The organism is Poriferisphaera corsica, assembly GCF_007747445.1.
GTDB classification, from domain to species: Bacteria; Planctomycetota; Phycisphaerae; order Phycisphaerales; family Phycisphaeraceae; genus Poriferisphaera; species Poriferisphaera corsica.
The window spans coordinates 3,777,141-3,803,681 of record NZ_CP036425.1 but is presented as its reverse complement, the minus strand read 5'-3'; the positions used below and the strand labels follow the sequence as shown (position 1 = coordinate 3,803,681).

The following is a 26,541-nucleotide window of genomic DNA, read 5'->3' as shown; positions in this document are numbered from 1 at the left end:
TGATGTGATGCATTTGTAATGTTTTACTGATTACGTGAATGACGTCCTCGTCGTAATCCAAGAAGTCCAAGTGTCAGTGCACCCAAGCCAAATGCTGCAGGTGTTGGTACAGCGACCGTGTCAGGTGAGTTAGCAGCTTCGTTTGGATCAATATACCCAAAATCTACTAACCATTGGAATTCACCGATCGCATCTGGGAAGTTCCAAAGTGAACTGAATGAACTTGGGACAGCACCAGAGATTGGATTGTAAACACTATTGTTATACGTGATATCTCCACCTGTTGAGTTTTCAGTAAAGCTCTCAATAACCCTGCGATATTGATCTCCAGCAGAGCTTGTTAAAAGAATCCCGTAATTCCCGCCTTCTTCTAACGTGACACCTTCGTCAAGTTCAACGGTTCGCCAAGAATCAGTATTCGCAAGGCTGTTAACTGACGTAACGAGTTCATTGGTATCAAGATTCCATAGAGAAATCGTATCATTATTTCCACTAGCACCCGTTAGTGTTGAAAGTTGCGTCACAATCAAATCCGGTGAATTAACCGTAAATGTCCAACCAACAGATGCGCCGTTTGAACTCCCACCAATGGAATATTGTGCGCCACCATTTACTTGGTCTTGAAGAACAGTCTCGACGCTAGCCGCTTCGGAGCTGTCTATGCCTGTAAAAGCAGCGATTGTGCCCATCATAGCCCCCGATACAAATTTCCTTTTCTTCCCTGCAGAAAAGGTACGCCTAATAATCAAATCACGTAAAACTTTCATACACATCTCCAAAAGTAAAACAATAGAACGTGCAACATACGAATTGCAAAAATAAGCTTTTGAATGTTGAGCGATTTCAGAAGACCCATTTTCCAGATCTACTCAAAAACAAAATGCAGATACGAGACGGATATTACGAGTTCCCAACCAACGAATTCAATTTATTGTGAATGCCAATTTTCTCATCATTGCGTCAAATGTATATGTACGCTCATTTCAGCATGACTTATACGCGCATTTTAAGTAAAATCCTCTGTTTTTTGTCTGATAACTCCAATTCAATGACAATCGTAACATTTGATAATTTGTCTTCCCTTAGATGCGATAATGTTTTTCTCTTTATCTCAACTTTGCCATGAATATTGGCCTACCATTAATTTTTGTATTGATGACTCATTTGACGATGAGTGATAACGAACTCACGAATAACACATGTGTAATAAGTTGATTGTGACTATGAGATACAGACCATTAGGCGATTCCGGCATACACGCTTCTGTCATCGGGCTCGGTACTTGGGTCACAGGTGGCTCTCCCATTTGGGGCCAAGAACCTGATGATAGTGAATCTATTCGAGCAATAGAGTCAGCGATCGAGGCGGGTATCAATTTCATCGATACCGCTCCCATTTACGGCATTGGCAAATCCGAAGAAATCGTTGGCCGCGCGATCAAAGGCAAACGTGATCAAGTCGTCCTCGCAACCAAATGCGGCCTCCGCTGGGATGACGCCACAGGCACAGCTTTTGGTGAAAGCTATGGCAAGAAAATATTCCGCAACACGCGCCCTGATTCCATCCAACACGAAATTGAACAATCACTCCAACGCCTTGGCACTACCTACATCGACCTATACCAAATCCATTGGCCCACCGTCGATCACATGACCATGCCCGTCTCCGATACACTCGCTACCCTCACTAAACTCCAAGATCAAGGTAAGATCCGAGCTATCGGCGTCTCCAATCTCTCCGTTAACGAACTCGACCAATACCTCAAGCACGCGCACATCGTTTCCAACCAAGCCCGTTTCTCAATGCTCACTCAAAAGCAAGAGGAAGCCATGATCGAGGAATGCCGTGAAATGCATATCGCTTTCATCGCATATCAACCCCTCGAGCAAGGCCTTCTCACAGGTAAGATCACACGCGAAACCACCTTCGAGGACGGCGATATCCGAAGCAATTACGATTGGAACCCATGGTTCGAGCCCACACGTCGCGACCATGTCCTAGACATCCTCGACTCTTGGCAAGACCTCACGCACAAATACGATTGCACCCTCGCTCAACTCGTCCTCGCCTGGACCATCGAACAGCCCGGTGTCACCCATGTCTTGGCAGGTGCCCGCAACGTCCAGCAAGCCGAAGCCAACGCCCGTGGCGGAGAACTCGTCCTCGGTGATCACGATATCGAGCGTATCACGACCGATATCAAATCCCTCAAATCCCTTATCTAATCAACCAATAGCCATAACCAAATACCGCATACCCATTTCACTCGCCATCTGCATCAAACCTTCAACCGATGTATCATATCCCTATGCTCAACATCAAGAACAAGCCGTCGCAGCCCATCATCGCCGTCTCCATTCTCTCCGCCGACTTCGGTCAGATGGCCATGGACTGTCATGACGTCATCAATAAAGGTGCCGACGCACTTCACCTCGATGTCATGGACGGCCACTTCGCCCCTAATCTCACGATGGGTGCTGATATGGTCAAAGGTGTTCGCAAGCACCTCCCCGATACCTACCTAGACGCCCATCTCATGGTCGAGCGTCCCCAGGATTACGTTGAGCAATTCGCCAAAGCAGGCTGCAATAACTTCTCTTTCCACTGGGAAGTCACAACCGACAATCCCGAACGCAACAATCGCGTTGAAGGCGTTAACGCCACCGACCTCATCAAGCAGATCCATGACCTTGGCATGGATGCGGGTCTGGTCATTAACCCCGACACTCCCGCACAAGCACTCGAAAAATACCTCGATCAGATCCAAGTTGCCCTTGTCATGAGCGTTTGGCCCGGGTTCAGCGGTCAAAAGTTCATGCCCGAAGTCCTCGCCAAAGTGCAATGGCTTCGTGAAAATGGCCCCGATACCATGCGCGTCGAGATGGATGGCGGCGTCGCTCCCGAAACCGTTCAAGCCTGTGCCCAAGCTGGCTGCGACATGATCGTTAGCGCCTCCGCAGTCTTCGGCTCCGACGACCGCCAAGCCGTTATCGCCGCCCTCCATGATGGTGCAAAATACTGGCCCGCCGCGCTTCGCTAACTCGCTTCAAACAAAACACTTAAGCACCATGATTTGCCACCGGTGTATACCTTGTGGATGCCTTCTTCTGTTTGACTGAGTAATCGCCCAGATGTAGGATATCTCACTCTGATGCGGGATGTGCTGCTTAGCGCAGGTTTCATCAGAACTAAACCGCTCACTGCAGTTTAGATATTTTGGCCCTTGGTGTAATCGGTAGCACGAGTGGTTCTGGTCCACTTAGTCGGGGTTCGAGTCCCTGAGGGCCAGTTTCCAGCAAACGCTGGAGCATGGCACAAATTTGAAACCTATTTCTGTTCTCAGAGATGGGTTTTTTTGTGGGCTGAAATAACCCACGACGCAGCAGAATCATGCCCCCACGCCCACATCAATTATCCTCCATTTACAGGCTCAACTATCATTAACGCATGTCAACGCACTCATGGATAGACATCGCAATCGCTTCCGTGTTATTCGCCCTAAACACGATCGCTTTCCTCACCTATGGCTACGACAAGTGGCGCGCAATCCGTGACGCCAACAAATCCCATTCAGAACGCATCAACGAAAAAACGCTACACAAATATATGCTCTTCGCCCCCCTCGGCAGCGCGCTCGGTATGCTCATTTGGCGACATAAAACCAGCAAATGGTCATTCAAATGGCGCGCCATCCTCTTCTTCATCCTTGGCGCGTTACTTTATATTGCTCTTTTCGCCGCGCTGACTTACGCAACCAATCACTTCCTGTAAAATATTCGCATGGGCTTGATCAAAACAACAATCAAAATGTGGCTATGGGGTATCTACGCCTTTGCCTTCCTCCTCGTCGTCGGCGGCATGGTCGGCGCTATGAAATACATGGGACGACTCTGGTGGTGTGCATGTGGCCAACCTCGTCTTTGGGGAGGTGAAGTCGATTCCGCCCACAATTCACAACACCTCATCGACTGGTACTCACTCTCCCACGTCCTTCACGGTTTTATCTTCTATTGGGCGCTTAGTCCCATCAACAAAATCCCCGGCATAAAAATCGGCAAACGCTGGCTCTTCCTCGCAGCCCTCACCATTGAAGCCGCTTGGGAAGTACTAGAAAACTCACCCATTGTCATCGACCGTTACCGCCAAACCGTCGCACAAGGCTACACCGGCGATACCGTCGTCAACTCCCTCGGCGATTTACTCTGCTGCGCCCTCGGCTTTTGGATCGCCTATATTTTGGGCTGGAAAAAGACACTCGCTATCTTCATCATTATTGAACTCACAATGCTCTACTTCATCCGCGACAACCTCACCCTCAACGTTATTATGCTCATCTATCCAATCGATAGCATCACGCAATGGCAACTAGGATCTTAAAATAATCATCTAATCTTTAAGGATCTGTCATGATTGGAGTCAAAGAAGAAACCATTCAAGGTGAAGATGTTCTGTATGATTGTCCTATATGTAATGAAAAAGGTATTGTCGCTGAAACTAGAAGTGTTGATACTGCCCTTACTTTACTAGTTGTTCTGCCACTCATTGTCCAAAAGAGAACAGAGTTAAAATGTACGTCCTGTGGTAAACGTCGGTATGTGGATATTGATCTAAAATATATTCATCGGTATTCGCCGGATGAATTATGTGAAATGGTAGAGCCTCCTTGGAAAGTTGCTGCTTCTGCCCTTGCGTTTTGTTCATTGTTAGTTTCCATCTTACCGATCATTGCGATTGTTCTGATCATCCCATCATTTGTGATGAACCGTAAAAGAAAGGGTTGGCAGCGGGTAGCAACTTACGTCGCTATTTGCATACAACTTTTAGTATTGGCTTTCTTGTTTTTAGGGTTTTTGGTTGATACGTTCAGTTGAATCTCAAATTAAGATAAAACTATTTTAATACGATAATCCATCATTCATTCCGATGAAATAGCCGCAGAGCCGTGTTCCACGCGATTACGCTCCGAACCACATTGCCTACCAAAAATTAGCCAAGATCACACTTGATACCGGATCTCACCGCCTACTCGCCACTTATTACATCTTCCCTAGCTGGGGATCTGTGATCCGTGTAAGCCACATGTTATTTGTCTTCTCGTCCAAATTGACAGGATTCAAGATTCTGCTTTCGGAGGTTGACGTTTTTGCAAAACCAGTACATTATCTAACTGAGACCCAAACTCGATCGGATACGTGATATCGTGATTAAAATCATACGTCGCTAAATGATCGAACGCAGGCACCGACCTAATCAACGATTTGAGCTGTTTAAGGTTGTATGTCCGAAACGTCCAGCTTGATTCGTAGTACTTCGTCTCTTTCGTCTCAGCCACCTTCCACCGTGGATCACATGTCCCTGCAGGTGATGATCCCTTCAGCGGCGTCACGATCAGCCGTGATCGAATCGCCTCCGTCCGCTTCCTGTAATCCGGCGGCCAGCTCTGAATATTGCACGTCACATGCTCTCCCCCGCGATGCGCTGTCCACCGCTCACGCAGTTTCCCCGTCTGATCCTCCGGTGTCAGATGCAACCCCAAAATATAAATCCCGCCTGGCCGCAAACTCTCCGCCACCAATTCCAAATGCTTCCGCGCATCAGCTTCCTTGATTAAATACTTGAACGTTGAAACGACGCAGTGAGCCACATCAAATTTTTTTGTTCTCGGATACTTGAACGATGTCATATCCTGCACCGATAGATCCGCTTTCAAGCCCCGCTTCTTCAACAACTTTTTCGAGTACTCAATCATCCCCGGCTCAAGATCAAACCCGCTGCACGTATGACCACGTTTCGCCAACTCAATCACCAACCGCGACGATCCACACGCAGGCTCCATGATTTTCAGTGCAGATGCACCTCGCCGCCGATTCGCACAGTAAAGCTCCGCCGCTGCTTCAATAAAATCTGCTTCGTCTTGCGTACCTTCATCAAAAATCATGTCGTAATACAAGGGTGTGCGGTACCAATCAAAAGGTTCATACTTCCCCGCACGTTTTGTCGTCTTCGTGTCAGTCATGCAACTAGACTAATCGCAACCCGCAAACTTGCCAAGTACGCGGCTCACATGTATTGCCAAGCCGTTTGTTAGCGCATCAATCGCGCGCAAACTTAAGATGATCAGTCGTCCAGTCGTTACAAATAACGAACGAGCTAATCACACAAATAGCGATTGGTCTAGTCATTGCCAATGATCAGTGGCCTAATCACTACAAACGGTCAGTGGTCCATTCGCAATAAATGGCCAGCCGTCCAGTCGCGGTAAATGCCAAACCATTAAGGTACAACAAACCATTCAGGTGCAACAAGCTGTTAAGGTACAACAAGCTGGCATCCAATACTGGCTATACTAAGCGACAGTTAGATCAGTTTATGTACTAAATTTAGCAATGTTCACATTGTTTTCATGTCGTTCGAAGGCTAATCGCGACTCCGCAATCATTTGATTCGTGGTCGGACGATTAATCGTTTTGTTTTCAATAATCCGTGGCAGGATCTCTGCGTGATGAGCCTTTAAATGCTTCATCAGATAATTAGCCGCATTTGATTTCCCTTTCCCACGCGAAAGCACAATTACAGATGGTGCGTTGCGTATCGCATGTGCGATCTCACTGTAGTATTGTGGATTGATTTGCCCACGAGGTGTTTTCGTGCCACGCGACTTTTGCGCCGACCGCGTTGGCAAAATGGAGAATTTACGTTTAAACGATGGAGGTCGATCTTCCGGCATGTTCTCCGGCGTAATTTCCTGCACCTCATAATCCCCTTCTGGTTTTAAGTGATACAGTTTCGCTTGATTGTGATCAATATGAAGGATGATGTTCGGATGATTGCTTCGTATCATGTCAAAACTCCCATTTAACCAAACCCGACATGGCTCACATTTGCTGTCAGGCTGACATTCAATATTATGTGCCTGAAAACCGCTTTTAAGCTTTGTAGGTACAGATATGGAGGGGGTTTGCGAGCAGCCGATGAAGGAGTTTCAGTATGGAAGATCGCTTTGCGAGAACAAGAAGGATGATTGGCGATCAGGGGGTTGAACAATTACAAAACAGCTTTGTCGTTGTGATCGGCCTTGGCGCCGTTGGCAGCTTCGCCGCCGAGGCGCTCGTCCGCGCGGGGATCGGGCATATTCGGCTTGTGGATTTTGACACAGTTTCGCCCAGCAACCTGAATCGGCAGTTGTACGCACTGGAAAGCACGATCGGTCAAAAGAAAACCGAGGTCGCGCGCACACGGTGTTTGGATATCAATCGTGCGTGCAATGTCGAGATGATGGATTGTTTTTTTAATGACGAGACTGCGGATGATGTTTTGGGGGATTTGGTGTCCAAGGACTTTGGGGGTAGCTCGCTTGTCATTGATGCGATCGATTCGCTTTGGCCGAAGATCGAGTTGGCGTGGCAGTGTTATGATCGGGGTTTGCGATTGGTGTCGAGTATGGGGGCTGCAATGCGCTGGGATTCGGATGCGGTGCATGTGAGCCGCGCGAAGAAAACACGGCGATGCGGGCTGGCGAAGGATTTACGTAAACAATTACGAAAACGGCATCGAGAAGAAGTTGAAGCGGGGCGATGTTGGCGGCAAGAGGGGGTGTGCGAACATTGGTGCGTATGGTCGGATGAATTAATGAGTGAGGTAAAGGATGAACGGATGGCGGATATTGATGCGAAGGGTGAATTGAAACATCGGACGATGGGGAGTTTGCCAACGCTGACGGGGATGTTTGGGCTCAGGTGTGCGCATGTGGGATTGGAATTGCTTTTGGGGCAGCGGGAAGATTGAGATTTGTGTTTGTGCGCATGAAATGTTTTGTTGTGCGGTTTTGTGCGCGCGAAAATTGAGGGGATTTTGAAATGTGTTTTGAGCGGTATTGTGAAATGTGGGGTTGGTTGTGTGAAAATTTTAGTTGGATATCAGGGGTTATGAACGGTGTAGGAATTTGCTGAGCGCGGTTTTGCGCACAGATGTGGGCGCGAGGTTGGTTTTGAGGTTAAAAAGTGTGTGGGAATGATGAGGAATGGTTAGACGTGAAAGTATTTTGGTGGGTTTTGGGTTGTTTTTGGTAAGGAATTGAGGGTGATTTGTGGCGGGATGTGTTTTTGTGCGCGCGGATTGTAGGGGGTGGAGTGGTGTGAATTGTTACACTAAAGCGTGTCGTTGGGTGGGGAGATGGGGGGGATGGTGTGTTCGTTATTTTACACGCATGGCATGTGGGATTGTTGTTTGAGTAAAGCGTGTTGCGAGGAGAAATGTTGATGGTTAAGTGGTGGGCTGATTTTGGTTGAGTTGGCTGCGGACGTAGGTGAGGATTTCGATGATTTGCTGAGTTTGTGGGTGGTTTTTGCCGAGGGTATTGAGGAGGATTTGGGCGGCTTGTTCGAGTAGCGGGAGTGCTTTCTTGAATTGGCCTTTGTTGCAGTACCATACTGCAAGATTGCTTAGGCTTTGTGCGGTGTCGGGATGATTTTTATCGAGGAATTTTTGGTGGATTTGTAGTGCTTGCTCGTAGAGCGGGAGGGCCTCTTCGTAGTGGCCGTGTGAGTAATAAAAGCTGGCGAGGTTGCCCATGCTTTTTGCAGTGTCGGGGTGATTTTTTCCGAGAGAATTCTTGGAGATTTTTAAAGCCTGCTCGTAGAGCGGGAGAGCTTTTACATAATCGCCTTGTGATTGATAAAGGTTGGCGAGGTTGTTCAGGCTGGTCGCGGTGTCGGGATGATTTTTATCGAGGAATTTTTGGTGGATTTGTAGTGCTTGCTCGTAGAGCGGGAGGGCCTCTTCGTAGTGGCCGTGTGAGTAATAAAAGCTGGCGAGGTTGCCCATGCTATTTGCGGTGTCGGGGTGGTCTTCACCAAAGGATTGCTTGCAAATTTGTAACGCATGCTCGTAAAGTAGGAGGGCCTCTTCGTAGCGACCTTGTGTGTCATAGAGACTTGCGAGGTTGTTGCAACTCGTTGCGGTGTCGGGGTGGTCTTCACCAAAGGATTGCTTGCAAATTTGTAACGCATGCTCGTACAGTAGGAGGGCCTCTTCGTAGCGACCTTGTGTGTCATAGAGACTTGCGAGGTTGTTGCAACTCGTTGCGGTGTCGGGGTGGTCTTTGCTGAGGAACTTTTTGCGGATTTGTAGTGCCTGCTCGAAGAATGGGAGTGCATTATCGTATTGGCCTTGTGTGTGGTAGATATACCCTAAACAATTCATTGACCGTGCTAGCTCTGGGTCATCCGGATCGAGATAAGTTTTGCGAATTTGGAGGGCTTGTTCGAGGGCTTGGGCTGCGGCGTTGTAGTTGAGTTCGATTTCATAGGTGTCGGCGAGGGTGTCGAGGGCGTCGGCGGCGGCGAGTTGTTTGGTTTTGGTTTCTTGGTTTGCTTTTTCGATGAAGTTTTGGAGGGTGGTTTGGGCGATATGGAGGTTGCCTTGCTCGATGGCGGTGGTCACTTGCTGGTTGAGTTGTTTGGTTTGCTGGTCGGTGTTGGGGTTGGCTTGCTGTTCGGCTAATTGGTTGACCATTATATTGTAGTTGGCGGCGATTTCCTGGAGTTTGTCGGGCCATTGCCATTCTGGGATATCTTGCTGGCCGAGCAGGTCGAGGAAGATGCGTTTGATGGATTTTTTGGAGGCATCACTTAATGGAGTTTGATTGATTGTGATGTTTTGATTATTGGTGATATTGATGTTTTGGCTGCCGGCAACGTTGATGTTGCCAATTTCTGTGGTACTTGTTGGCGGGGTTGGATATTGTTGCTGAGCATCAAGAAGCAGGTCAATTTTTTTTTCGAGTGATCGAACACGTTGGTTGGTGTCGCCGGTGAAGATGCGGAGGTTTTGAAATTCTTCTTCGGTGAAATCCTGCAATGAGCGAAGGTCTTGATGGGTGTATTGGTAGGCTTGATTGAGGGCGCATTTGAGGGCTTTGATTTCGATGTGGGCGAGGGCGGTGTTTTCGGCGGATAGTTTGAGGTTTGAGAGTAAGTCTTTGAACTGGTCATCGGGGAGAGAGGTGTTGAGCTGCTTGTCTTTGTCGAGGGTTAGGCAGGCGATTTCGACGACGAGGGTAGTGACGACTTTGAGGCCGGGGATGTTGGTGCATTCGTCGCGAAGTGCGGTGAAGATGGCTTTTAGTATTTGCTCTCGGGTGGTCATGGGTTTTATTATGCGTGGAGGGCGGGTTTATACAAGGGGCTTGTGCTGTTTTGTTTTTTGTTGAGGGGGTGGTGATGCGGGATTTGAAAGGCTGGCGGGGTGTCAGCCCGCGTTTGTTGCAGGCGATTAGAGGTGTATTTGCAGCACACCCCTCGCACCGGCGGTGCGGGGCTTGTTGAGGTTATGAAGTTGGGAGGATACAGAGCGAACTAAGAGGTTATTCGATGGGGGTGGTGAATTTTTCGGTAGGTGATGGGGGGCAGGGGGAGAAGTGGCAGATGCGATAGGTGGTGTAGGTATAGAAGAGGGTGATGAGGAGGGTGGCGATGAAGAGAGTTTGGGTGATGCGGGGGAGCGTACGGAAGGGGGTGGAGATGGTTGTGGTGGATGAGGGGTGTGTGGGGGAAGTATGGCGGGAGGGAGGGGGGGGATTGGTGTGGTTGTCGAGGAAGAAGATGACGGCGAGGATGAGGATGATGATGGTGAAGAGGAGGAATGACCAGGTATAAAAGTGGAGGGAGAGGATTGGGGAGCCGAAGGTTGGGGTGGAGGGGAGGATGTGAAGGAGGATCTGGCGTGTGGCGATGGTGATGCCGAACAAAGCGCTGAATAGAGAGATGGCGTAATGGCGGGGGTGGGTTTGGAATCGGAGGTTGAGGATTGGGCCGAGGGCGACGCCGAGGAGGGCGAAACGCTGGAGGAGGCAGAGCGGGCAGGGGATTTCGCGCATTGAGAATTGGAAGGCGAGCGGGAGGAGGAGGACGATGAGCGTGAGGGTGAGGAGAATGAGATTGAGGACTTGGGAAGGTTTTAGGGGTGGGGGTTGGGGAGGCATGGCGATTCGTTGCATGTGGGGGGTTTTATCAATGTGGTATTGGATGAAATTGGGGGGATGGGGGGGGTTAGAGTTGGATGTCGAGGGGAGAGGAAGCGTGATAGGCGAAGATGAGTGATGCGTAGAGGAGTGAGATGAAGAAGAGGATGATGGTGGAGCGGTAGTGGCCACGGCATGCGAGGAAGAAGGTGAGGAGGGTGAGGATGTAGAGGAGGAGCATCATGTTATTGGGATCGGGTGAGCAGAGAGAGGCTGGTTGGAAATGGGGAGGAGGGTGAGGTTATGGGGCGAAAAAGGCAGATGGGCGGTGATCGGGGAAGATGGGGAGGGGATGTGGGGGGACGGGGGGATGGTTGATGGTTGGGAGGCGGGGGCGAGTGATGCTACAATAGTGTGTCTATATAGAGGGTGGAGGTGTCGTGTCGAAGTAAGTGGGGGGAGATGTTGAACAAGATTTGATAAGGTTGCTATAAGTCCATGAAGATACGGAACTTCTGCATCATTGCGCATATTGACCACGGTAAGAGTACGCTGGCTGACAGGTTGCTGGCGAGTACGGGGGCGGTGACGAAGCGCGAAGAGCGTGAGCAGACACTGGACAGCATGGATCTGGAGCGGGAGCGTGGGATCACGATCAAGGCGAGTTCGGTGAGTGTGATTCATCACTATGCGGGTGAGGATTACATGCTGAATTTCATTGATACGCCGGGACATGTGGACTTTCACTATGAGGTGAGTCGGGCGCTGCAGGCGTGCGAGGGCGCGATCTTGGTGGTGGATAGTGCGCAAGGGGTTGAGGCGCAGACGGTGGCGAATGCGTATCTGGCGATTGAGTCGGATCTCGAGATGATTCCGGTGATTAATAAGATTGACTTGCCGGGTGCGCGGCCTGAGGAGATTGCTTTGGAGACAGAGCAGGTGCTTGGGTTGCCGGCAGAGGAATGCATTTTTACGAGTGCGAAGACGGGTGCGGGGATTCAGGAATTGTTAGATGCAATTTGTGCGAAGTTGCCGGACCCGGCCCCGCGGAAGGCGGGGGATGAGGCGCCTGAGAGTGATGACCAGAAGACGAGGGCGCTGATCTTTGATGCGAAGTACGATGATTATCGTGGGGTTGTGGTGTACTTCAGGTTGTTTGGTGGGAAGCTGAAGGTTGGTGATAAGATTCGGATGATGGGGACGAAGCGAGGATTTGCTGTGGGTGAGTTGGGCAAGTTTAAGCCTAAGATGACACGGCAGAAAGAGCCGATGGAGGCGGGGGAAGTGGGGTATATGGTTGCGAGTATTAAGACGCTGGCGGACGTGAATATTGGTGACACGATTACGTTGGATAATGATCCGGCGGAGTGCGCGTTGCCGGGCTATCAAGAGCCGCACCCGATGGTGTTCTGCGATTTTTACCCGAGTGGTGAAACGCAGTTTGATGACTTGCGTGAGGCGGTGACGAAGCTGCATATTAATGATGCGAGCTTTACGTATCAGCCCACGACGAGTGAGGCGCTGGGGTCGGGTTTCCGTTGTGGATTCTTGGGGATGCTGCACATGGATATTATTCAGGAGCGGCTGGAACGTGAGGGGAATGTGAGTCTGGTACAGACGGCGCCGACGGTGACGTATGAGATCGAGCAGCGAGATGGAGTGGTGTTTGAGATTACGAACCCAGCTGATTTGCCTGATCCGTCGCTGATTAAAGAGATACGGGAGCCGATGATTACGGCGGAGATCATTACGCCTAACAAGTCGATAGGCGATTTGATGAAGCTGTGTGATCAGCGACGCGGTGAATATAAGAAGCAGCAGTATTTGTCGGAAACGCGGCAAATTTTGGATTATGAGTTGCCTCTGGCTGAGACAATTTATGATTTCTATGACAAGCTAAAGTCGATCACGAGTGGGTATGGGACGATGGACTATCAGCTCAATGGGTTTAGGCGGGATAACCTTGTGAAGATGGATATCTTGGTGAATGGTACGCGGGTGGATGCGCTGAGTGTGATTGTTCACAGGGATAAGGCGGAGTACCGTGGGCGCGTTTTGCTGAAGCGGCTTAAACAGGAGATTGATCGTCACTTGTTTGAGATCCCGTTGCAGGCAGCGATTGGTGGGAAGATTATTGCTCGCGAGACGATTAAGAGTGTGGGTAAGAATGTTACTGCTAAATGTTATGGTGGTGATGTGACACGTAAGCGTAAGCTGCTTGAAAAGCAGAAGAAGGGTAAAGAACGCATGAAGCGTGTGGGTACGGTTGATATTCCGCAAGAAGCGTTTATGGCTGTCTTAGATACGGGCGAGTAATTTTAGTGCGATTCTTTAAGCATCGCAGGTACTGAACCGCGATCTTTACGTTTGATTTTGCTTGAGATTAGTTGTTGCTGTTTGTGTTGTTTTAAAAGGTGAGGCTAACTTTTGGTTAGATAGGGAGTGTGTGATATGGAAGTGAAGATGGATGCGTCATTTGGGGTTGTGCCGATCTTTGAGGACGGTGAAGGGCGGCGAGAGTTTTTGCTGGTGAAACACCAGAAAGGGCATTGGGGGTTTCCGAAGGGGCATGCGGATGCGGGAGAAAGCATGTTGGAAACGGCTAGGCGCGAATTGGCTGAGGAAACGGGGATTACGGATGTGGCATTAAATGAGGGGCGGGTGTTTGAAGAGTACTATGAGTATATCTCGAAGAAGGGGAATTTGATTCGCAAAAAGGTGAGTTATTATGTGGGTGAGGTGCATGAAAAGCATGTGTCGAGTCAGGGGGGTGAGGTTGTGATTCAGGAAGCGGAGTTGCTGGATGCGAAATGGGGAGATGCGGACTGGGTGATGGAGCGGATGACCTTCAAAGAGGGACGGGAGCTTTTTGAGCGGGTGAAATCGTATCTGGATGGCAAATGATTTAAGTCAATCATTTGAGCGTGTTTGAAAAAAACACGCTTTTTTAATGCGCGCTATGGATGGATTGATATTAACGGGTGATAAGCAGAAAGAGAGGGGGATATTCAGTGGATTAGTGGATGATGGCCGATTTTATTGATGGTTGTTGATGTTAACTTGTGCGGATTATAGGGGTGAAGTTGGGGTAATCAGCGGTTAGATGTGCGGGCTGTAGTAGTTATATGGGGTGGGTAAGTGTGTGTGGTTAGGTGACACAGATAAATGAGACGAAGCGCTTGCTTTGCTGATAGGCGTATTGGTTAGTGGAGTTGTTGTCAGCGTTAAGCGAGTGAAAGTTTGCGGCTGATAACAAACGAAAAGGCTGCTTAAGTAGGACAAGCAGGTAGACGAAAATTGAAAAAGCGGGTTTGTGTAAGCTGGCTCTCCAAAGGATGGAGGGGAGTAAGCGGAGCAGGCCGAAGTGTGTGACGGGCATGTTGCCTGTTCGGAACGAGTTAACAAGAGCATTGGTGGAAACATCAGGAGAGTGAACTATGTCGGCACGAAAGATGGTTAAAAAAGGTTTTACACTGGTTGAAATTCTGATCGTGGTCGTGATTCTTGGTATTTTGGCGGCGATTGTTATTCCGCAGTTCTCAAGTGCGAGTGAAAACGCGAAGGCTTCGAGCTCAATCTCGACACTTCAATCGATCCGCAGTCAGCTTGAACTGTATCAGATTGAACACAATGGTGAGTATCCGGATCTTTCTGGTAGCTGGGATGCGATGACGAAGAAGACGGATGCTGCAGGTACAGTTGATTCGAGCGGTAAGTTTGGCCCGTACTTGCAGAAAGCACCGACGAATCCGTTTACACGTAATAGCGCTGTTGGTACTGACTGGGCGTATGACAGTACATCAGGTGAGATTCGCTTGAAGCTGACCGGTAAAGCGTTAACGAACTATGCAGACTATGGTATTCCTTGGAGCGATGTTGATGGTGAAAGTGCACCTTCAAGTGATGACTAAATTGCGTAAATGAATGAACAAAGAAAGCTGTCTCGGTGGAAGCCGAGGCAGTTTTTTTAGGGAGGAGTAAAAAGGTTATCGGGGGTGGGGATGCGGCGGGTGATGGGAAGGATGTGTGGGGAATAGGTGGTGGGGGATTATGAGGGTGGTGGGGATTGGTGTGGTTATGGGGTTTAGGTTTGGTGTGAAGGCTCGAGGGCGGGCGAATGGGGATGAGTTACTTTGGCGAATGGACGATGAAATTCGTAAGGCAAGTTGCGTGAGCTGACTTGAAGGAGATTGATATGACAAGATCGTTGAGATATTTGAATGGTGTGTTGACGGTGATCGCAGTGTTGTTGACGCTGAATTTATGGGCGATGTGGCAAAGCACGCCCGGGGGTGAGGTGATGAGTTTGGCGAGTAAAGCGGAGGCGCAGGGGATTGCGAACTCCGGAGCACAACGAAAGATGATTATTGATGAACTCAAGATACTGAATAGCAAGGCTGCTGGGATTACGGGTTTGCTACAGAGTGGCAAGGTTGTTGTTGAGTTGCGTAATCCCGAATTCAAGAAGAAACAATAAGAAACATTGAGAGCTTGGTATGCAGCGGATGAATAGGCAATATCGAGGCGTGTTTGCTGGGTTTAGGCCCGGGTATACGCTGGTCGAGGTGTTGATTGTCGTCACGATACTTGGTATTGCGGCGGGGATTGTTGTGCCATCTATGTTGTCGGTTGGGAAGTTGGGTGTTCAGGCGGCGGCGCGTATGGTGATTTCGGATTTGCTTATTGCGCAGAATGATGCGGTGGCAAAGCAGAAGCCGCGTACGGTGCGATTTAATGCGGGTAAAGAACATTACCAACTTGAGGACGAGACGAATACGAAGTTGACGGCGCGATGGCGGGGTGGTGGCTCAGATAACTATGAGGTTAGCTTTCGGGATGATCAACGGTTTTCTGGTGTTGATATTGTGCGCGCCGATTTCGGAGGCGAATCATTTATAACATTTGATGAATTGGGTGCGCCTAATGAAGGTGGCGTGATCGAGTTGAAATTTAATGACGATCGGTATGAGGTGAGTGTGGCGGCGTTCACGGGGAAGGTGGCGATTAAACGAATGTAATAGTTTTGATGGGGGAGGATCCAGGATGATAAGTGTTATGAGGAGTTCGTTGTGAGAGGCAAAGTGAATCATCAGGAAATAAAGCAGGCATATGCTCGTCATGGGCGTGTGCTTTTAGTGGTTAATGAACATGATAGTGAGTTGATCTTTGAGGCTGATCGTAACGTCCTATTTCGACATGAGATTGGTGTTGGAATTAAGGCTTTTGATGAACAACTCGCGACGCGATTTCATGTTTGTTTGAAAGATGCGGCGATGCTGAGGCAGCGGTTAGGCGTGTCGTATATAGGGGAAGATCGATTGGCACGGCGTGTGGATCGTTGTCAGCGCGAAATCAGTGAAGGTCTAATACGTGAAATGGATTTGTGTTTACGATTTTGGTTGAGTGAACATGCTGGGCTTGTGTTTGATGAGGTTGGCGTGATTGGCTCGGGGGCATGGTGTGATTGGCTGGCGAGTGAGGTGGGTGAGCTTCTTAATATTGAGTGTGGTGTTGTGGAGCATGTAGGTTGTGAGATGCGGCTTGCTTCCTGAAGGAGGAATTGTGTTATGAAATTATTTTTAAATCATGTTTGGTTTTTACTGCGAACGGATGTGAAAAAGGGTGTGATTGTTTGCAGTGTTTGCGCATTGGGCTTATTGATTTGGGGTCGCTTATTGTTGAAGGATGTGCCAAGGTCAGTTACGGCTGAGCCAGAGAAGGTGTTACAAGCGGTACAGCCGTCAGAGAGATTGCAGATTGACATTCGGGTGGATGACGAAGAGGAAGTCGATGTGACGAATGATGATGATAGGTCTAACCGTGATGATTTCTAATATGCACATAGGTGTTACAGACGGATATGAAGTGTGGTGAAGGTAGGAAAGTGTGGAAAGTTAGTTAAACAGGGGGACGATACGTAATGTATGTTCGTGTTGAAGTTTTAATACTGCTCGAATTGTTTTGAGTAGTTTCGCGGCAGATGGCTGCGGATTGAAATCAGGAATTAAACGTAACATTTTACGAAGAAGATCATGGGTATGAAATTTCGTGAAATGTTAAATCGAGAAGTGGTGAAGCCGATTGCGGCAGGACTTGGGTCCCGAACAAAAGCCACGGTCACTGGTGAGGCAAGAGAAGGAGTCGAGCATGGGTAAGCTGACAACCAGCTTCTGGCTAGGCATTTTTTTATGCTCTGTAGGTACGGTTTATACCGGTTCGGGAAACAAGGCGAATGCGCAGAACGAGGTAGAGGCTGTCGATTATGAGATGGTTGAGCCTGAGGTCATTGATCTTTACGATGAAGAATTGATTGATGATGATGCAGTAAAGGTCGGTTCTTTTGGTGAGGTGGATATCCATACGAAACGATTGGATATTTCACGGGTACTTCAGCAACTGAGTACGCAAAGCCAACGCAATATTATTGTTAGTCGCAATGTGTCGGGTGAAATTTCAGCGGATTTGTATGGCGTTGATTTTTATGAAGCGTTGGATGCAATACTTGATAGTAATGGGTTTGGTTACCGTGAGAAAGGTAACTTTATCTATGTGTATACGAAGGATGAGCTGCGTCAGCTGGAGGAGATGAATCGCCAGTTGGTGACAAAAATTATTCGGTTGAATTATTTGAATTCGATTGATGCTGCACAGTTTATTACGCCGGTCTTGACGCCGGGCGTTGGTTCGGTGACGGGCGTAGGACAGGTTGCTGCAGGTTTTGAAGCAACGTTGTCGGATGGTGGTTCGGATACATATGCAAATAGTGGAACGATTGTCGTTCGTGATTATGAAGACAATATGGAAGATGTTCTGGCTTTGATTGAACAGCTGGATATTCGGCCAGCGCAGGTGTTGATTGAATCATGGATTCTGCAGGCACAGTTAGACGAGAACAATGAGTTTGGCGTTGACTTCGCCATCTTTACCGATGTGAATATTAGTGACTTCACAAATCCACTCAACGCGATCAATGAGATTATTGCAGGCGATACTGCGAATCCAGTCAATAGTGGACAGGTGATTACATCGCAGGTTGGGCAGACGAATCGTGTTGGTGGTGCGAAGTTGGGTTTCTTTGGTAGTGATTTTTCGGTATTTGTAAGAGCTTTAGATCAGGTGACTGATACGACCGTTTTGGCGAAGCCGCAATTGTTGGTTTTGAATAGACAGCGTGCGGAACTTTTGGTTGGTGAGAAGCTTGGCTATCTGTCAACGACACAGACTGAGACCAGTACAACGCAGACGGTTGAGTTCTTGGAGATTGGTACATCACTGAATGTTAGGCCGTTCATATCGAATGATGGCTTTGTGCGTATGGAGTTGATGCCGAAGATCAGTGAAGGTTCGACAACAAGTGAGGATGGAACGATCATCCCGAATGAGACGACGAATCAAATGACGACCAATGTCATGGTCAAGAGCGGCCAGACGGTTGTGCTGGGTGGTTTCTTTAAAGAGAGCAATCAGATCGATCGTCGTCAGATTCCTGGATTGGGTGATATCCCGATAGCTGGTGCCGCTTTTAAGGGTCAGGATGATACGATTCAACGTGACGAAGTGATCTTTATGATTAGGCCAACAGTTATTAAGGACAAGCAGTTGGCTGCGATGGGTGATAGCGCACTTGATGGTGCTCAGAAAGCTATCATGGGATCGCGTGATGGATTGTTGCCGTTTGGTCAAGCAAAGATGACTAATGCCTATCTTAGAGATGCGCGTGAGCAGCTCGCACGGGGTGAAAGTGATAAGGCGATGTGGGCAGTAGATGCAGCTTTGTATATAGATCCAAGCAGCGTCGAAGCGATGCGGATGAAGGAAGAGTTGACGGGTCAAGAGTTCTACTATAAATCAGATAGTATTCTTGATAATGCTGTTGATGCCATGATTAATGCTGAAGTTGAGAAGCAGCAAGAAGAGATTAGTCAGAATATAGAAGAAGCGAATAATGCGGCAAAGAGTTCTCGTAAATCTCAACCTGTAAATGGTGATGTAGTCGCTGCGTATGAAAAGGTGATGGCTGATGAGGTTGCTGCCGTTGCTGAGAATACTTCAGTCGATGCTATTTTTGAGGCTTTACGTGCGGAAGATAATACTGAGAACATTACCGAACCTATGGTTGATGCCACAGTCGTTAATGATGAAATGTCCGTAATGGATACCTCAATATCAGAAGAAGCATCCGTAGATGAGATCTTTGATTCATTACGAGTTGAGGATTCAGCCGAAGCTTCGGTTGTTACGAGTGATGTCGTTGAGCAGACTGTATCTGTTGAAACCAATGATGCCGAAGCAATTGCCCCAATCTCAATTTTTGAAGAATATTCGGAGCCGGGCGATGTTGCGGAAGTTGAGGCTTCAGAAATAACTCAAACGGTAACACAGGCAGATGAAATGTCGATTTTTGATGGATACGATGAGTATCTTGCTGATGAGACAAATTCGAACGTTGAAGAGCAGTTGGTTGAAGTTTTTGACTATACGCTTGAAGACGCTTCGGAAGGTGAAGCAATTCAGGTTGTGGATACTGTTGATGGGGCAGTTGAAAGTGTGCTGTTAACTGAAGTAGAAACGGGCTTGAGCGAAAGTCCGCTGAAGTAGAAATGATACGCGGCTATGCCTTAACGGGTGTAGCTGCGATTTAACGGGGATCTTCGCATGATCAGGGAGAAAGTATGAAGATCAGAAATCAAAGACAAATCAATGTATATGCTTTATTTGTGGGGTTACTGCTAATTTGTGGTTGCGAAGCAGGTAATAACAAGACACATAAACAATGGGTGGGCGAGGCGAACGATCGTTGGCATGAGATGCGATCAGGCATGATGCTTCAGATGGCAACACAGCAATTTGAGACAGGCGATCTTGATATTGCGGCAAAAACGATTAATGAAGCTATGCGGATTGATCAGAAAAATGATGGGCTTTCACTTTTAGCTGGTCGCGTTTCACTGGAAAAGGGTCAGCTGGAGAGAGCTTATCATTGGTTTAATCATACAGTTGATCTGAATGATAAAAATGCGGATGCATACTACTATCGTGGTGTGGTTCAGCAGCGGTGGAAGCAGTACGACGAGGCGGAGCTTAGCTATAAGCAAGCGTATGATTCGCAGCGTGATAATCCGTCATACTTACTCGCACTATCTGAAATGATTGTACAGCAGGATCGCGTGGATGAGGCGGCAGAGTTGCTTGAAGGCAAACTTGTTTATTTTGATCAGGTTGCTGGTTTACGTAGTACACTTGGGCATATTTATAGATTAAAACGCGATCATAACGAAGCTGCATGGTATTTTGAGAAAGCATCAATGCTTGATCCAGAGAACATGAAGCTGATTGAAGAGGTTGCGGTTTCACAGATCTCAGCTAAAAAATATAGTAAATCGATTCATACATTAGATATGTTGCTGCGTAATGAGTCATATAAAGATCGTACAGATATCAAGCGGTTATTGGCGGAGTCGTATTACCAGTCAGGACGGTATGAGCAATCTCGTCAAGCTTACCTGGATTTAACTCGTATGCGAGAGGTTAAGGCTGGCGATTGGGTGAAATTAGGGGATATCGCATGGATGAAAGGTGATTTGGGAGGATCATTGACTGCGGCAACCCGTGTCATGAAGATGGATCCGGAACGACATGATGGATATCTTCTGGCAGGTATGGTGTGGCAAAAACGTGGAGAGTTGGAGAGAGCTTTAAAGAATTTTGATCGTGCTGCAGAACTCGCGCCAGGTGATGCTGTGCCCTGTATTTTAAGAGGCATTTCCTTGCAAAGAACGGGTCGGACGTCGGCGGCAATTGCGGCATATGAGGAAGCGCTTCGGAGGAAACCACGTGATGAACGTGCGTTGAAGTTGCTGCAAACATTAGTGCCAACAGGTTACTAATTGAGCTGAATTGAGAAGATTTATCCAGGAAGATGAAAGTTGTCAGCGTGTAAATACATTAATATTGCGGCGGTCGCTTCGAGCAGCATGCTTGTCATGGTGTTGGTTGCTGTCGTATTAAATGTGCAGGGTATCAATTGGTTAGGCATGATAGCGATTGCGACAGGTGGTGGCGCGGCCTGTGTGGTTATGATGATCTGGCAATGTATTATTATGCATCAATCGCAGGCAGAGGTGATTGATGCTGTCACTCATATTGAATTATTGTTGGAGGGGAAAGCTGAAGAAGGACGATTTAAAAGTCGATTCGGTTACGATGGTATGATGAAGGTCGTTGCGGATGCTGTTGAGCAAGTTCGTGGTAAACAATCGCAACTCTTGATCCAAAAGCGTGAACTGGATATTCGATTGCGATTGGCTGAAGCCGAGCAGAAACATTTGGTGTCGATTCTTGATAGTTTGAATGATGCGGTCGTTGTGACAGATAGTTTTAATGAGCTTGCAATGGCGAATACGGCAGCTTCACGCTTATTCCATTTTGATATTGATGAATCGAAGCGTATGCCGGTGGACGAGGTGATCGCAGACCCGTCGATTTCACGTTTGATAACCGATATACGTGAATCAAGACAACGAGGCATGAAGCGTGTTGAGCAACGGATCATGAAGGCGGGGGAAGAATCAATATACGATGTCACCTTATCTTGTGTTGATGCGGAAATGCAGCCGAGTAATGTGGTTGGCGGCATCGAGGAACAAGTGAACGCGGGTGTGGTTACGATTTTGCGGGATGTCACAAAGGAACGAGAAATAGCAGAAACAAAAAGCGATTTTGTTTCGAATGTGTCCCATGAGCTTAGAACGCCGCTGTCTAGCATCAAGGCTTATATGGAGATGTTGATTGACGGTGAGGCAGCGGATGACGAAACGCGACATGAGTTTTACAATATTGTTCAAAGTGAAACGAACCGGTTGTCACGTTTAATAGATAACATATTGAACATTAGCCGTATTGAGTCAGGAATGGTGCGCATACAACGTGAGCATGTTGAGATATCCTCTTTGGTTGGCGATGCGATTAGTATTATGTTGCCACAGGCAAGAGCTAAGAGAATTGAGCTTGTTCAGAATAGTGTTATTACAGGTGTTCAAGTATTCGCGGATCACGACATGATTCTTCAGAGCGTACTGAATCTGATCAGTAATGCGATAAAGTACACAGAGCATGGTGGGCGAGTCGTTGTATCGTTGCGTGTTGGTGTTGAAGGTGAGAAAGTAACAGTAAGCGTGACTGATAATGGAGTTGGTATACCGGAAATAAGTTTACCGCATTTATTTGATAAGTTCTATCGAGTTGCTGATCACAAAAACTTGGCAAAAGGTACCGGGCTCGGTCTGAATTTGGTTAAGCATGTCATTGAAACTGTACACGGCGGACGGATTAACGTTGAAAGTACAGTGAATCACGGAAGTACATTTACTTTTGCTTTGCCGATTGCCGACAACACATAGGGAAGGCCGGAGAAGGAATGTCTGTTCCTGCCGGAATGAAGAAGGCGGAAGTAATAAACATTTATTATGGTGAGATAACCGGTATGTTAGTTTCCGGTTTTCGGAGCGGACATGAAAGAGCTGAAAACAATTTTAGTTGTTGATGACGAGACACATATTTTGCATGTTGTTTCATTAAAGCTACGAAATGCAGGCTATGAAGTCATCACAGCTGAAGACGGGGAAGAAGGGCTTGCTAAAGCGCAGGTTCATATGCCCGACCTTTTGATTACAGACTATCAGATGCCATTTATGACCGGGTTAGAGCTTTGTATCAAGTTATGCGAGCATGAAAAAACAAAAGAGATACCGGCTTTGATGCTGACTGCAAGGGGTTTTAGTCTTGCGAATGAATATCTCGAGCAAACCAATATTGAGGGTGTTTTGACAAAGCCCTTTAGTCCACGAGAAGTTTTAGCTCGTGTTGATGAAATAATGAATCGAAGTCAGATGATGGAGGCAAGAAAAGCAAGTTGAGTTTAGATGTTATCCAACATGACATCGGCATGTCGCCTGAGATTATGATGCGAGTGCGTCAATTAGGATTCACTTTAGTAGATATCTCACACGATGGGCATTCTTCGGTGCTGGGGCAGGATAACGGAGTTGAACTTGTTGTCGCAAGTCAAAATTTTTCTGATGCGCTTTGTCAGAGTTGGGAGCAGATTACAGATCCCAATAGATTGATGTACGAAGTTTTACCTGGCGTGATACTTGTATCAATGCCGATAAAACGTCGTCGCCGCGTTGAAGATCGTTTCAATGAGCATAGCCTTGCGGTGGTAGTGCTGACCGAATCTATACACGAAAATGGTTTGATCGAGTGTATTGCGAGATCGCAGCAAATCACTTCAGCAAATTTGCGTGAACAACTATCGAAGATTAGTGTTGTATCATCAGGCGAAGTTAATCGGCTTGTATCCATGTTGAGTTGGATGCATCAGGATGTGACTGAGATTGATCGGCGATTAACTGAGTTGCAATCAATGAGCTTGGAATTAAGTGAATCCTATGAAGAATTAAGTTTACTCTATAAACTATCAGTGAATATGCGAGTGAATCAGGAGCCTGCAGCTTTTCTTCAAGATGCCTGCGTGGAACTTCAGCAAGTATTGGGCGTTAAGTGGCTGGCTATTCAATTGATAGAGGATGATCCGCGTCTCGAAGATCTTGCGGGTCGTCTGATTACTGCGGGTGACTGTGCTCAAAGCACAAGGTGTGTGCATGAGGCAGGTAAATACCTCATGGTTCGCATGAGTCATGAGGAACATTCGGTTGTGCATGACGATACCGCGATGCTTGATGTGCCTCTTATACCTAAGTTAGCCAAAACGATGTTAATCGTGCCGATTCGATTTGAAGGCAAACAGCTCGGCATTCTGTTTGGTGGGGATAAAATTGAAGGTACGCATATTGATTCTATTGATGTGAAGCTATGCGATTCGCTTGTCAATAGTATGTCGATTTTTCTCGGCAACATGATGCTGTATGAAGATGCACAGTCTATGTTTATAGGTACGCTTCATGCACTGACAAACGCAATTGATGCGAAAGATTCATACACACATGGCCACTCAGAGCGTGTTGCTTTGATGAGTCGTAACCTTGCAGAAGCAGCAGGTTTTGACGCAACTTTTGTCGAACGCACCTATATTGCAGGACTGCTGCACGATGTCGGAAAAATCGGTGTGCCTGAATCAGTTCTGTCGAAACCCGGGCGCCTATCAGAATCTGAATACGATCAGATCAAACAACATCCGGAGATTGGCTCAAGAATTGTAAGTGGGATTCGACAGATGAGTGATTTGATCCCGGGTGTACTCTGTCACCACGAACGATGGGATGGGTGTGGTTATCCGAACAAATTGGCGGGGAATGACATTCCGATTATGGGGCGGATCATTGGGCTTGCTGATGCATTTGATGCGATGAGTTCGAATCGCACATATCGTCAAGCGATGAATCTTAATGAAGTTTTGAGCGAGATCGTTCGGTGTCGCGGGCAGCAATTTGATCCTGAATTAGTAGACGTATTTGTACGCTTAGATTTTAGCCCATTCTTTGATCTGATCGCAAAGCATCACGATGATAAGCAGAAAAGAATATCAGCATAAAAGCGGTTGGCAAAAGCGAATCGCTTTTATTAATAGGCTTTCAATTAAACGTCTAAATCATCTGCATCCTCTGCATGTTCCATAATAAATGAGAAGCGTGCAGAAGGATCCTTACCCATAAGATCGTTCATGATGCGGTCGGCAGTTAAGCCGTCTGTAATATCGACACGCAAAAGGCTTCGGGTTTTTGGGTTAAGCGTTGTCTGCCAGAGTGTTTTGGGCATCATCTCGCCCAACCCTTTGAAACGCGTGATCTCAACCTTTGCATTGCCTTTTTTATAATCTGTGAGGATTTTTTCGCGGTGATCTTCGTCAGCAGCCCAGTAGGTTTCTTTGCCAATATCTACGCGGTAGAGCGGTGGAACCGCGATATAAACACGGCCTGCAGTAATAAGATCCTTCATGTGCCTGAAGAAGAATGTCAGAAGCAGCGTGGTAATGTGATGGCCATCAGAATCAGCATCGGCTAACAGGACGACACGTGCATATCTTAGCCGACTAATATCAAAATCTTTGCCAATTCCACAACCCAATGCAGTGATTAGATCGGAAATTTCTTTATTGCCCATGACTTTAGAAAGGCCAAGAGATTCGGTATTCAGAACCTTGCCGCGAAGAGGTAGAATTGCTTGGTGATTTCTATCGCGGCCTTGTTTTGCTGAGCCGCCTGCAGAATCACCTTCGACGATGAACAGTTCCGTGTTATTTCGATTTGAAGTCAGGCAATCAGCCAACTTCCCAGGTAAAGTCAAGCGGTTTGTTGTTGCTGACTTACGAGAGACCGAAGCCGATGCAGCACGTGATGCTTCACGCGCTCTGGCTGCAGCAATGATACGTGAAACGATGCCTTCAGCAGATGTTCGATTATGATTCAGCCAATGTTCAAGGGCAGGTCGAAGAGCATTATCAATATAAGGTTGAACCTCAGAATTGTTCAAACGATCTTTCGTCTGGCCCTGGAATTGCGGATCTGGAATAAAGATAGACAAGATACCAACGATGCCTTCGCGGATGTCTTCATGTGTGAGTTTGACGCCGCGCGGAGTGAGGTTGTGCGTATCGATATAGTTGCGGACTGCTTTGGTGATCCCAGCCCGCATGCCGTTTTCGTGTGATCCGCCTGACCCGGTTGGAATGCCGTTGACGTAAGACCGGATCAACTCATCGGTTGATTCTGTCCAATGGAAAACAATTTCGCATTTACCTTCAATGCCTTCCTTTTCCAAGGCAAAGACTGCATGGTTTAAGGGCTTGGCGTTATGCTCTTTGGTGATTTTTTGTAAAAAATCCGCGATGCCGTTTTTATTCTCGAAGACTTCAGTCTTGCCATCCACCTCATTGTGGTAGGTGACCTTTACGTTTTTATGTAGGAACGACACTATTTCAAGTCGTTGCTGGATCGTTTCTGGATTGAAGTTGGTTTTAGGAAAAATGGTTGGATCTGGGTGGAAATAGATGGTCGTACCCGAGCCGCGAGCTTTCCCAAGTTTTTTGATTTTACCGTCGGCTTTGCCCGTCCTAAATTTTAACTGCCATTCGTAGCCATCACGTTTCACCGTTGCGTAGAGCTTTGTTGAAAGTGCATTAACGACTGAAGCACCAACACCATGTAAGCCACCGGAAGTTTTGTAGTTGGCGTTTTCAAATTTACCGCCCGCATGAAGCGTGGAGAGAATGATTTCCAGTGCAGATTTCTTATGCTTCGGATGAATATCTACAGGGATACCGCGCCCATTGTCTGAGACAGAGATGGATGTACCATCTTTGTGCAGTGTTAGACTGATTTCGGTCGCGTGGCCGTTCATGGCTTCATCGACAGAGTTATCTAATATTTCCCATACCAAGTGATGTAAGCCCGTTGACCCAACGCCACCAATATACATGCCAGGACGTTTACGGACAGGGTCAAGTCCTTCTAGGACCGTGATATCCTTCGCGGTATATGATCCACCAGATGATGCTGCTTTTTTCTTGGCCATTGTTTCCCTAATGCCACTCTTTATTGTGATCAACGTATGGTTGAAATTTG

General features: G+C 47.5%; 25 protein-coding genes and 1 tRNA gene. 19 read left to right on the top strand and 7 right to left on the bottom strand.

Going from position 1 to position 26,541, the window contains the following annotated elements:
• Positions 1–23: 23 nt before the first annotated feature.
• A complete protein-coding gene (locus KS4_RS15535) occupies positions 24–767 on the bottom strand; it encodes a DUF4082 domain-containing protein (RefSeq protein WP_145080239.1) in 744 nt (247 codons plus the stop codon).
• 456 nt (positions 768–1,223) lie between these two features.
• Between KS4_RS15535 and KS4_RS15530 the strand changes: the two genes are divergently transcribed.
• The 6 genes from KS4_RS15530 to KS4_RS15505 all read left to right on the top strand — a co-directional run bounded on the left by KS4_RS15530 (position 1,224) and on the right by KS4_RS15505 (position 4,871).
• Complete coding sequence (locus KS4_RS15530; RefSeq protein WP_200761348.1) at positions 1,224–2,225, top strand: aldo/keto reductase; 1,002 nt, start codon at positions 1,224–1,226, stop codon at positions 2,223–2,225.
• Positions 2,226–2,308: 83 nt separating this feature from the next.
• A complete protein-coding gene (gene rpe, locus KS4_RS15525; protein ID WP_145080233.1) occupies positions 2,309–3,040 on the top strand; it encodes a ribulose-phosphate 3-epimerase in 732 nt (243 codons plus the stop codon).
• Between the two features lie 177 nt (positions 3,041–3,217).
• Positions 3,218–3,289, top strand: a tRNA-Gln gene (locus tag KS4_RS15520).
• A 158-nt stretch (positions 3,290–3,447) separates the two neighbouring features.
• Positions 3,448–3,771, top strand: a complete 324-nt coding sequence (locus tag KS4_RS15515) for a DUF1294 domain-containing protein (RefSeq protein ID WP_145080230.1) — start codon at positions 3,448–3,450, stop codon at positions 3,769–3,771.
• 9 nt (positions 3,772–3,780) lie between these two features.
• The gene (locus tag KS4_RS15510) at positions 3,781–4,377 is read left to right on the top strand and encodes a DUF2585 family protein (protein WP_200761347.1); all 597 of its coding nucleotides are present in this window, start codon (positions 3,781–3,783) and stop codon (positions 4,375–4,377) included.
• A 29-nt stretch (positions 4,378–4,406) separates the two neighbouring features.
• Positions 4,407–4,871, top strand: a complete 465-nt coding sequence (locus KS4_RS15505; protein WP_145080226.1) for a hypothetical protein — start codon at positions 4,407–4,409, stop codon at positions 4,869–4,871.
• 242 nt (positions 4,872–5,113) lie between these two features.
• Here the strand turns inward: KS4_RS15505 and KS4_RS15500 are convergent, their stop codons facing one another.
• Both KS4_RS15500 and KS4_RS15495 read right to left on the bottom strand, forming a co-directional pair.
• Positions 5,114–6,016, bottom strand: a complete 903-nt coding sequence (locus KS4_RS15500; RefSeq protein WP_145080223.1) for a class I SAM-dependent methyltransferase — start codon at positions 6,014–6,016, stop codon at positions 5,114–5,116.
• A gap of 351 nt (positions 6,017–6,367) precedes the next feature.
• On the bottom strand, positions 6,368–6,841 hold the full coding sequence (locus tag KS4_RS15495) for a hypothetical protein (RefSeq protein WP_145080220.1): 474 nt from the start codon (positions 6,839–6,841) through the stop codon (positions 6,368–6,370).
• Positions 6,842–6,987: 146 nt separating this feature from the next.
• On the opposite strand from KS4_RS15495, the gene KS4_RS15490 reads away from it, so the two are divergent.
• Positions 6,988–7,785, top strand: a complete 798-nt coding sequence (locus KS4_RS15490; protein WP_145080217.1) for a tRNA threonylcarbamoyladenosine dehydratase — start codon at positions 6,988–6,990, stop codon at positions 7,783–7,785.
• Between the two features lie 477 nt (positions 7,786–8,262).
• On the opposite strand, the gene KS4_RS15485 is transcribed toward KS4_RS15490, so the two are convergent.
• From KS4_RS15485 to KS4_RS17755, 3 genes are all read right to left on the bottom strand, one after another.
• A complete protein-coding gene (locus tag KS4_RS15485; protein WP_145080214.1) occupies positions 8,263–10,146 on the bottom strand; it encodes a tetratricopeptide repeat protein in 1,884 nt (627 codons plus the stop codon).
• Between the two features lie 217 nt (positions 10,147–10,363).
• On the bottom strand, positions 10,364–10,996 hold the full coding sequence (locus KS4_RS15480; RefSeq protein WP_145080211.1) for a disulfide bond formation protein B: 633 nt from the start codon (positions 10,994–10,996) through the stop codon (positions 10,364–10,366).
• 52 nt (positions 10,997–11,048) lie between these two features.
• A complete protein-coding gene (locus tag KS4_RS17755; protein WP_200761346.1) occupies positions 11,049–11,204 on the bottom strand; it encodes a DUF5993 family protein in 156 nt (51 codons plus the stop codon).
• Positions 11,205–11,458: 254 nt separating this feature from the next.
• On the opposite strand from KS4_RS17755, the gene lepA reads away from it, so the two are divergent.
• The 12 genes from lepA (at position 11,459) to KS4_RS15415 (ending at position 24,512) form a co-directional block, all read left to right on the top strand.
• The gene (lepA, locus tag KS4_RS15470; RefSeq protein ID WP_145080205.1) at positions 11,459–13,276 is read left to right on the top strand and encodes a translation elongation factor 4; all 1,818 of its coding nucleotides are present in this window, start codon (positions 11,459–11,461) and stop codon (positions 13,274–13,276) included.
• 135 nt (positions 13,277–13,411) lie between these two features.
• Complete coding sequence (locus tag KS4_RS15465; protein ID WP_145080202.1) at positions 13,412–13,864, top strand: bis(5'-nucleosyl)-tetraphosphatase; 453 nt, start codon at positions 13,412–13,414, stop codon at positions 13,862–13,864.
• A gap of 533 nt (positions 13,865–14,397) precedes the next feature.
• Positions 14,398–14,871, top strand: coding sequence for a type II secretion system protein (locus KS4_RS15460; RefSeq protein ID WP_145080200.1), 474 nt, complete (start codon positions 14,398–14,400; stop codon positions 14,869–14,871).
• A gap of 284 nt (positions 14,872–15,155) precedes the next feature.
• Positions 15,156–15,437, top strand: a complete 282-nt coding sequence (locus KS4_RS15455; protein ID WP_145080197.1) for a hypothetical protein — start codon at positions 15,156–15,158, stop codon at positions 15,435–15,437.
• 19 nt (positions 15,438–15,456) lie between these two features.
• Entirely contained in the window at positions 15,457–15,978 is a 522-nt protein-coding gene (locus KS4_RS15450) for a type II secretion system protein (protein ID WP_145080194.1), read from the top strand.
• 51 nt (positions 15,979–16,029) lie between these two features.
• A complete protein-coding gene (locus tag KS4_RS15445) occupies positions 16,030–16,512 on the top strand; it encodes a hypothetical protein (protein ID WP_145080191.1) in 483 nt (160 codons plus the stop codon).
• A gap of 15 nt (positions 16,513–16,527) precedes the next feature.
• A complete protein-coding gene (locus tag KS4_RS15440; RefSeq protein WP_145080188.1) occupies positions 16,528–16,794 on the top strand; it encodes a hypothetical protein in 267 nt (88 codons plus the stop codon).
• A gap of 313 nt (positions 16,795–17,107) precedes the next feature.
• Positions 17,108–19,558 carry a secretin N-terminal domain-containing protein gene (locus KS4_RS15435; RefSeq protein WP_145080186.1) on the top strand — a complete coding sequence of 817 codons (2,451 nt, stop codon included), beginning with the start codon at positions 17,108–17,110 and terminating at the stop codon, positions 19,556–19,558.
• A 74-nt stretch (positions 19,559–19,632) separates the two neighbouring features.
• Positions 19,633–20,847, top strand: coding sequence for a tetratricopeptide repeat protein (locus KS4_RS15430; protein ID WP_145080183.1), 1,215 nt, complete (start codon positions 19,633–19,635; stop codon positions 20,845–20,847).
• Positions 20,848–20,886: 39 nt separating this feature from the next.
• Complete coding sequence (locus tag KS4_RS15425) at positions 20,887–22,359, top strand: sensor histidine kinase (RefSeq protein WP_145080179.1); 1,473 nt, start codon at positions 20,887–20,889, stop codon at positions 22,357–22,359.
• A gap of 111 nt (positions 22,360–22,470) precedes the next feature.
• Entirely contained in the window at positions 22,471–22,875 is a 405-nt protein-coding gene (locus KS4_RS15420; protein ID WP_145080176.1) for a response regulator, read from the top strand.
• A complete protein-coding gene (locus tag KS4_RS15415) occupies positions 22,872–24,512 on the top strand; it encodes an HD domain-containing phosphohydrolase (RefSeq protein WP_145080173.1) in 1,641 nt (546 codons plus the stop codon). The genes KS4_RS15420 and KS4_RS15415 overlap by 4 nt, the downstream gene beginning before the upstream one ends.
• Before the next feature lie 44 nt (positions 24,513–24,556).
• Here KS4_RS15415 and KS4_RS15410 read toward each other — a convergent pair whose 3' ends face one another.
• Complete coding sequence (locus KS4_RS15410; protein WP_145080170.1) at positions 24,557–26,491, bottom strand: DNA gyrase/topoisomerase IV subunit B; 1,935 nt, start codon at positions 26,489–26,491, stop codon at positions 24,557–24,559.
• Positions 26,492–26,541 lie beyond the last annotated feature (50 nt).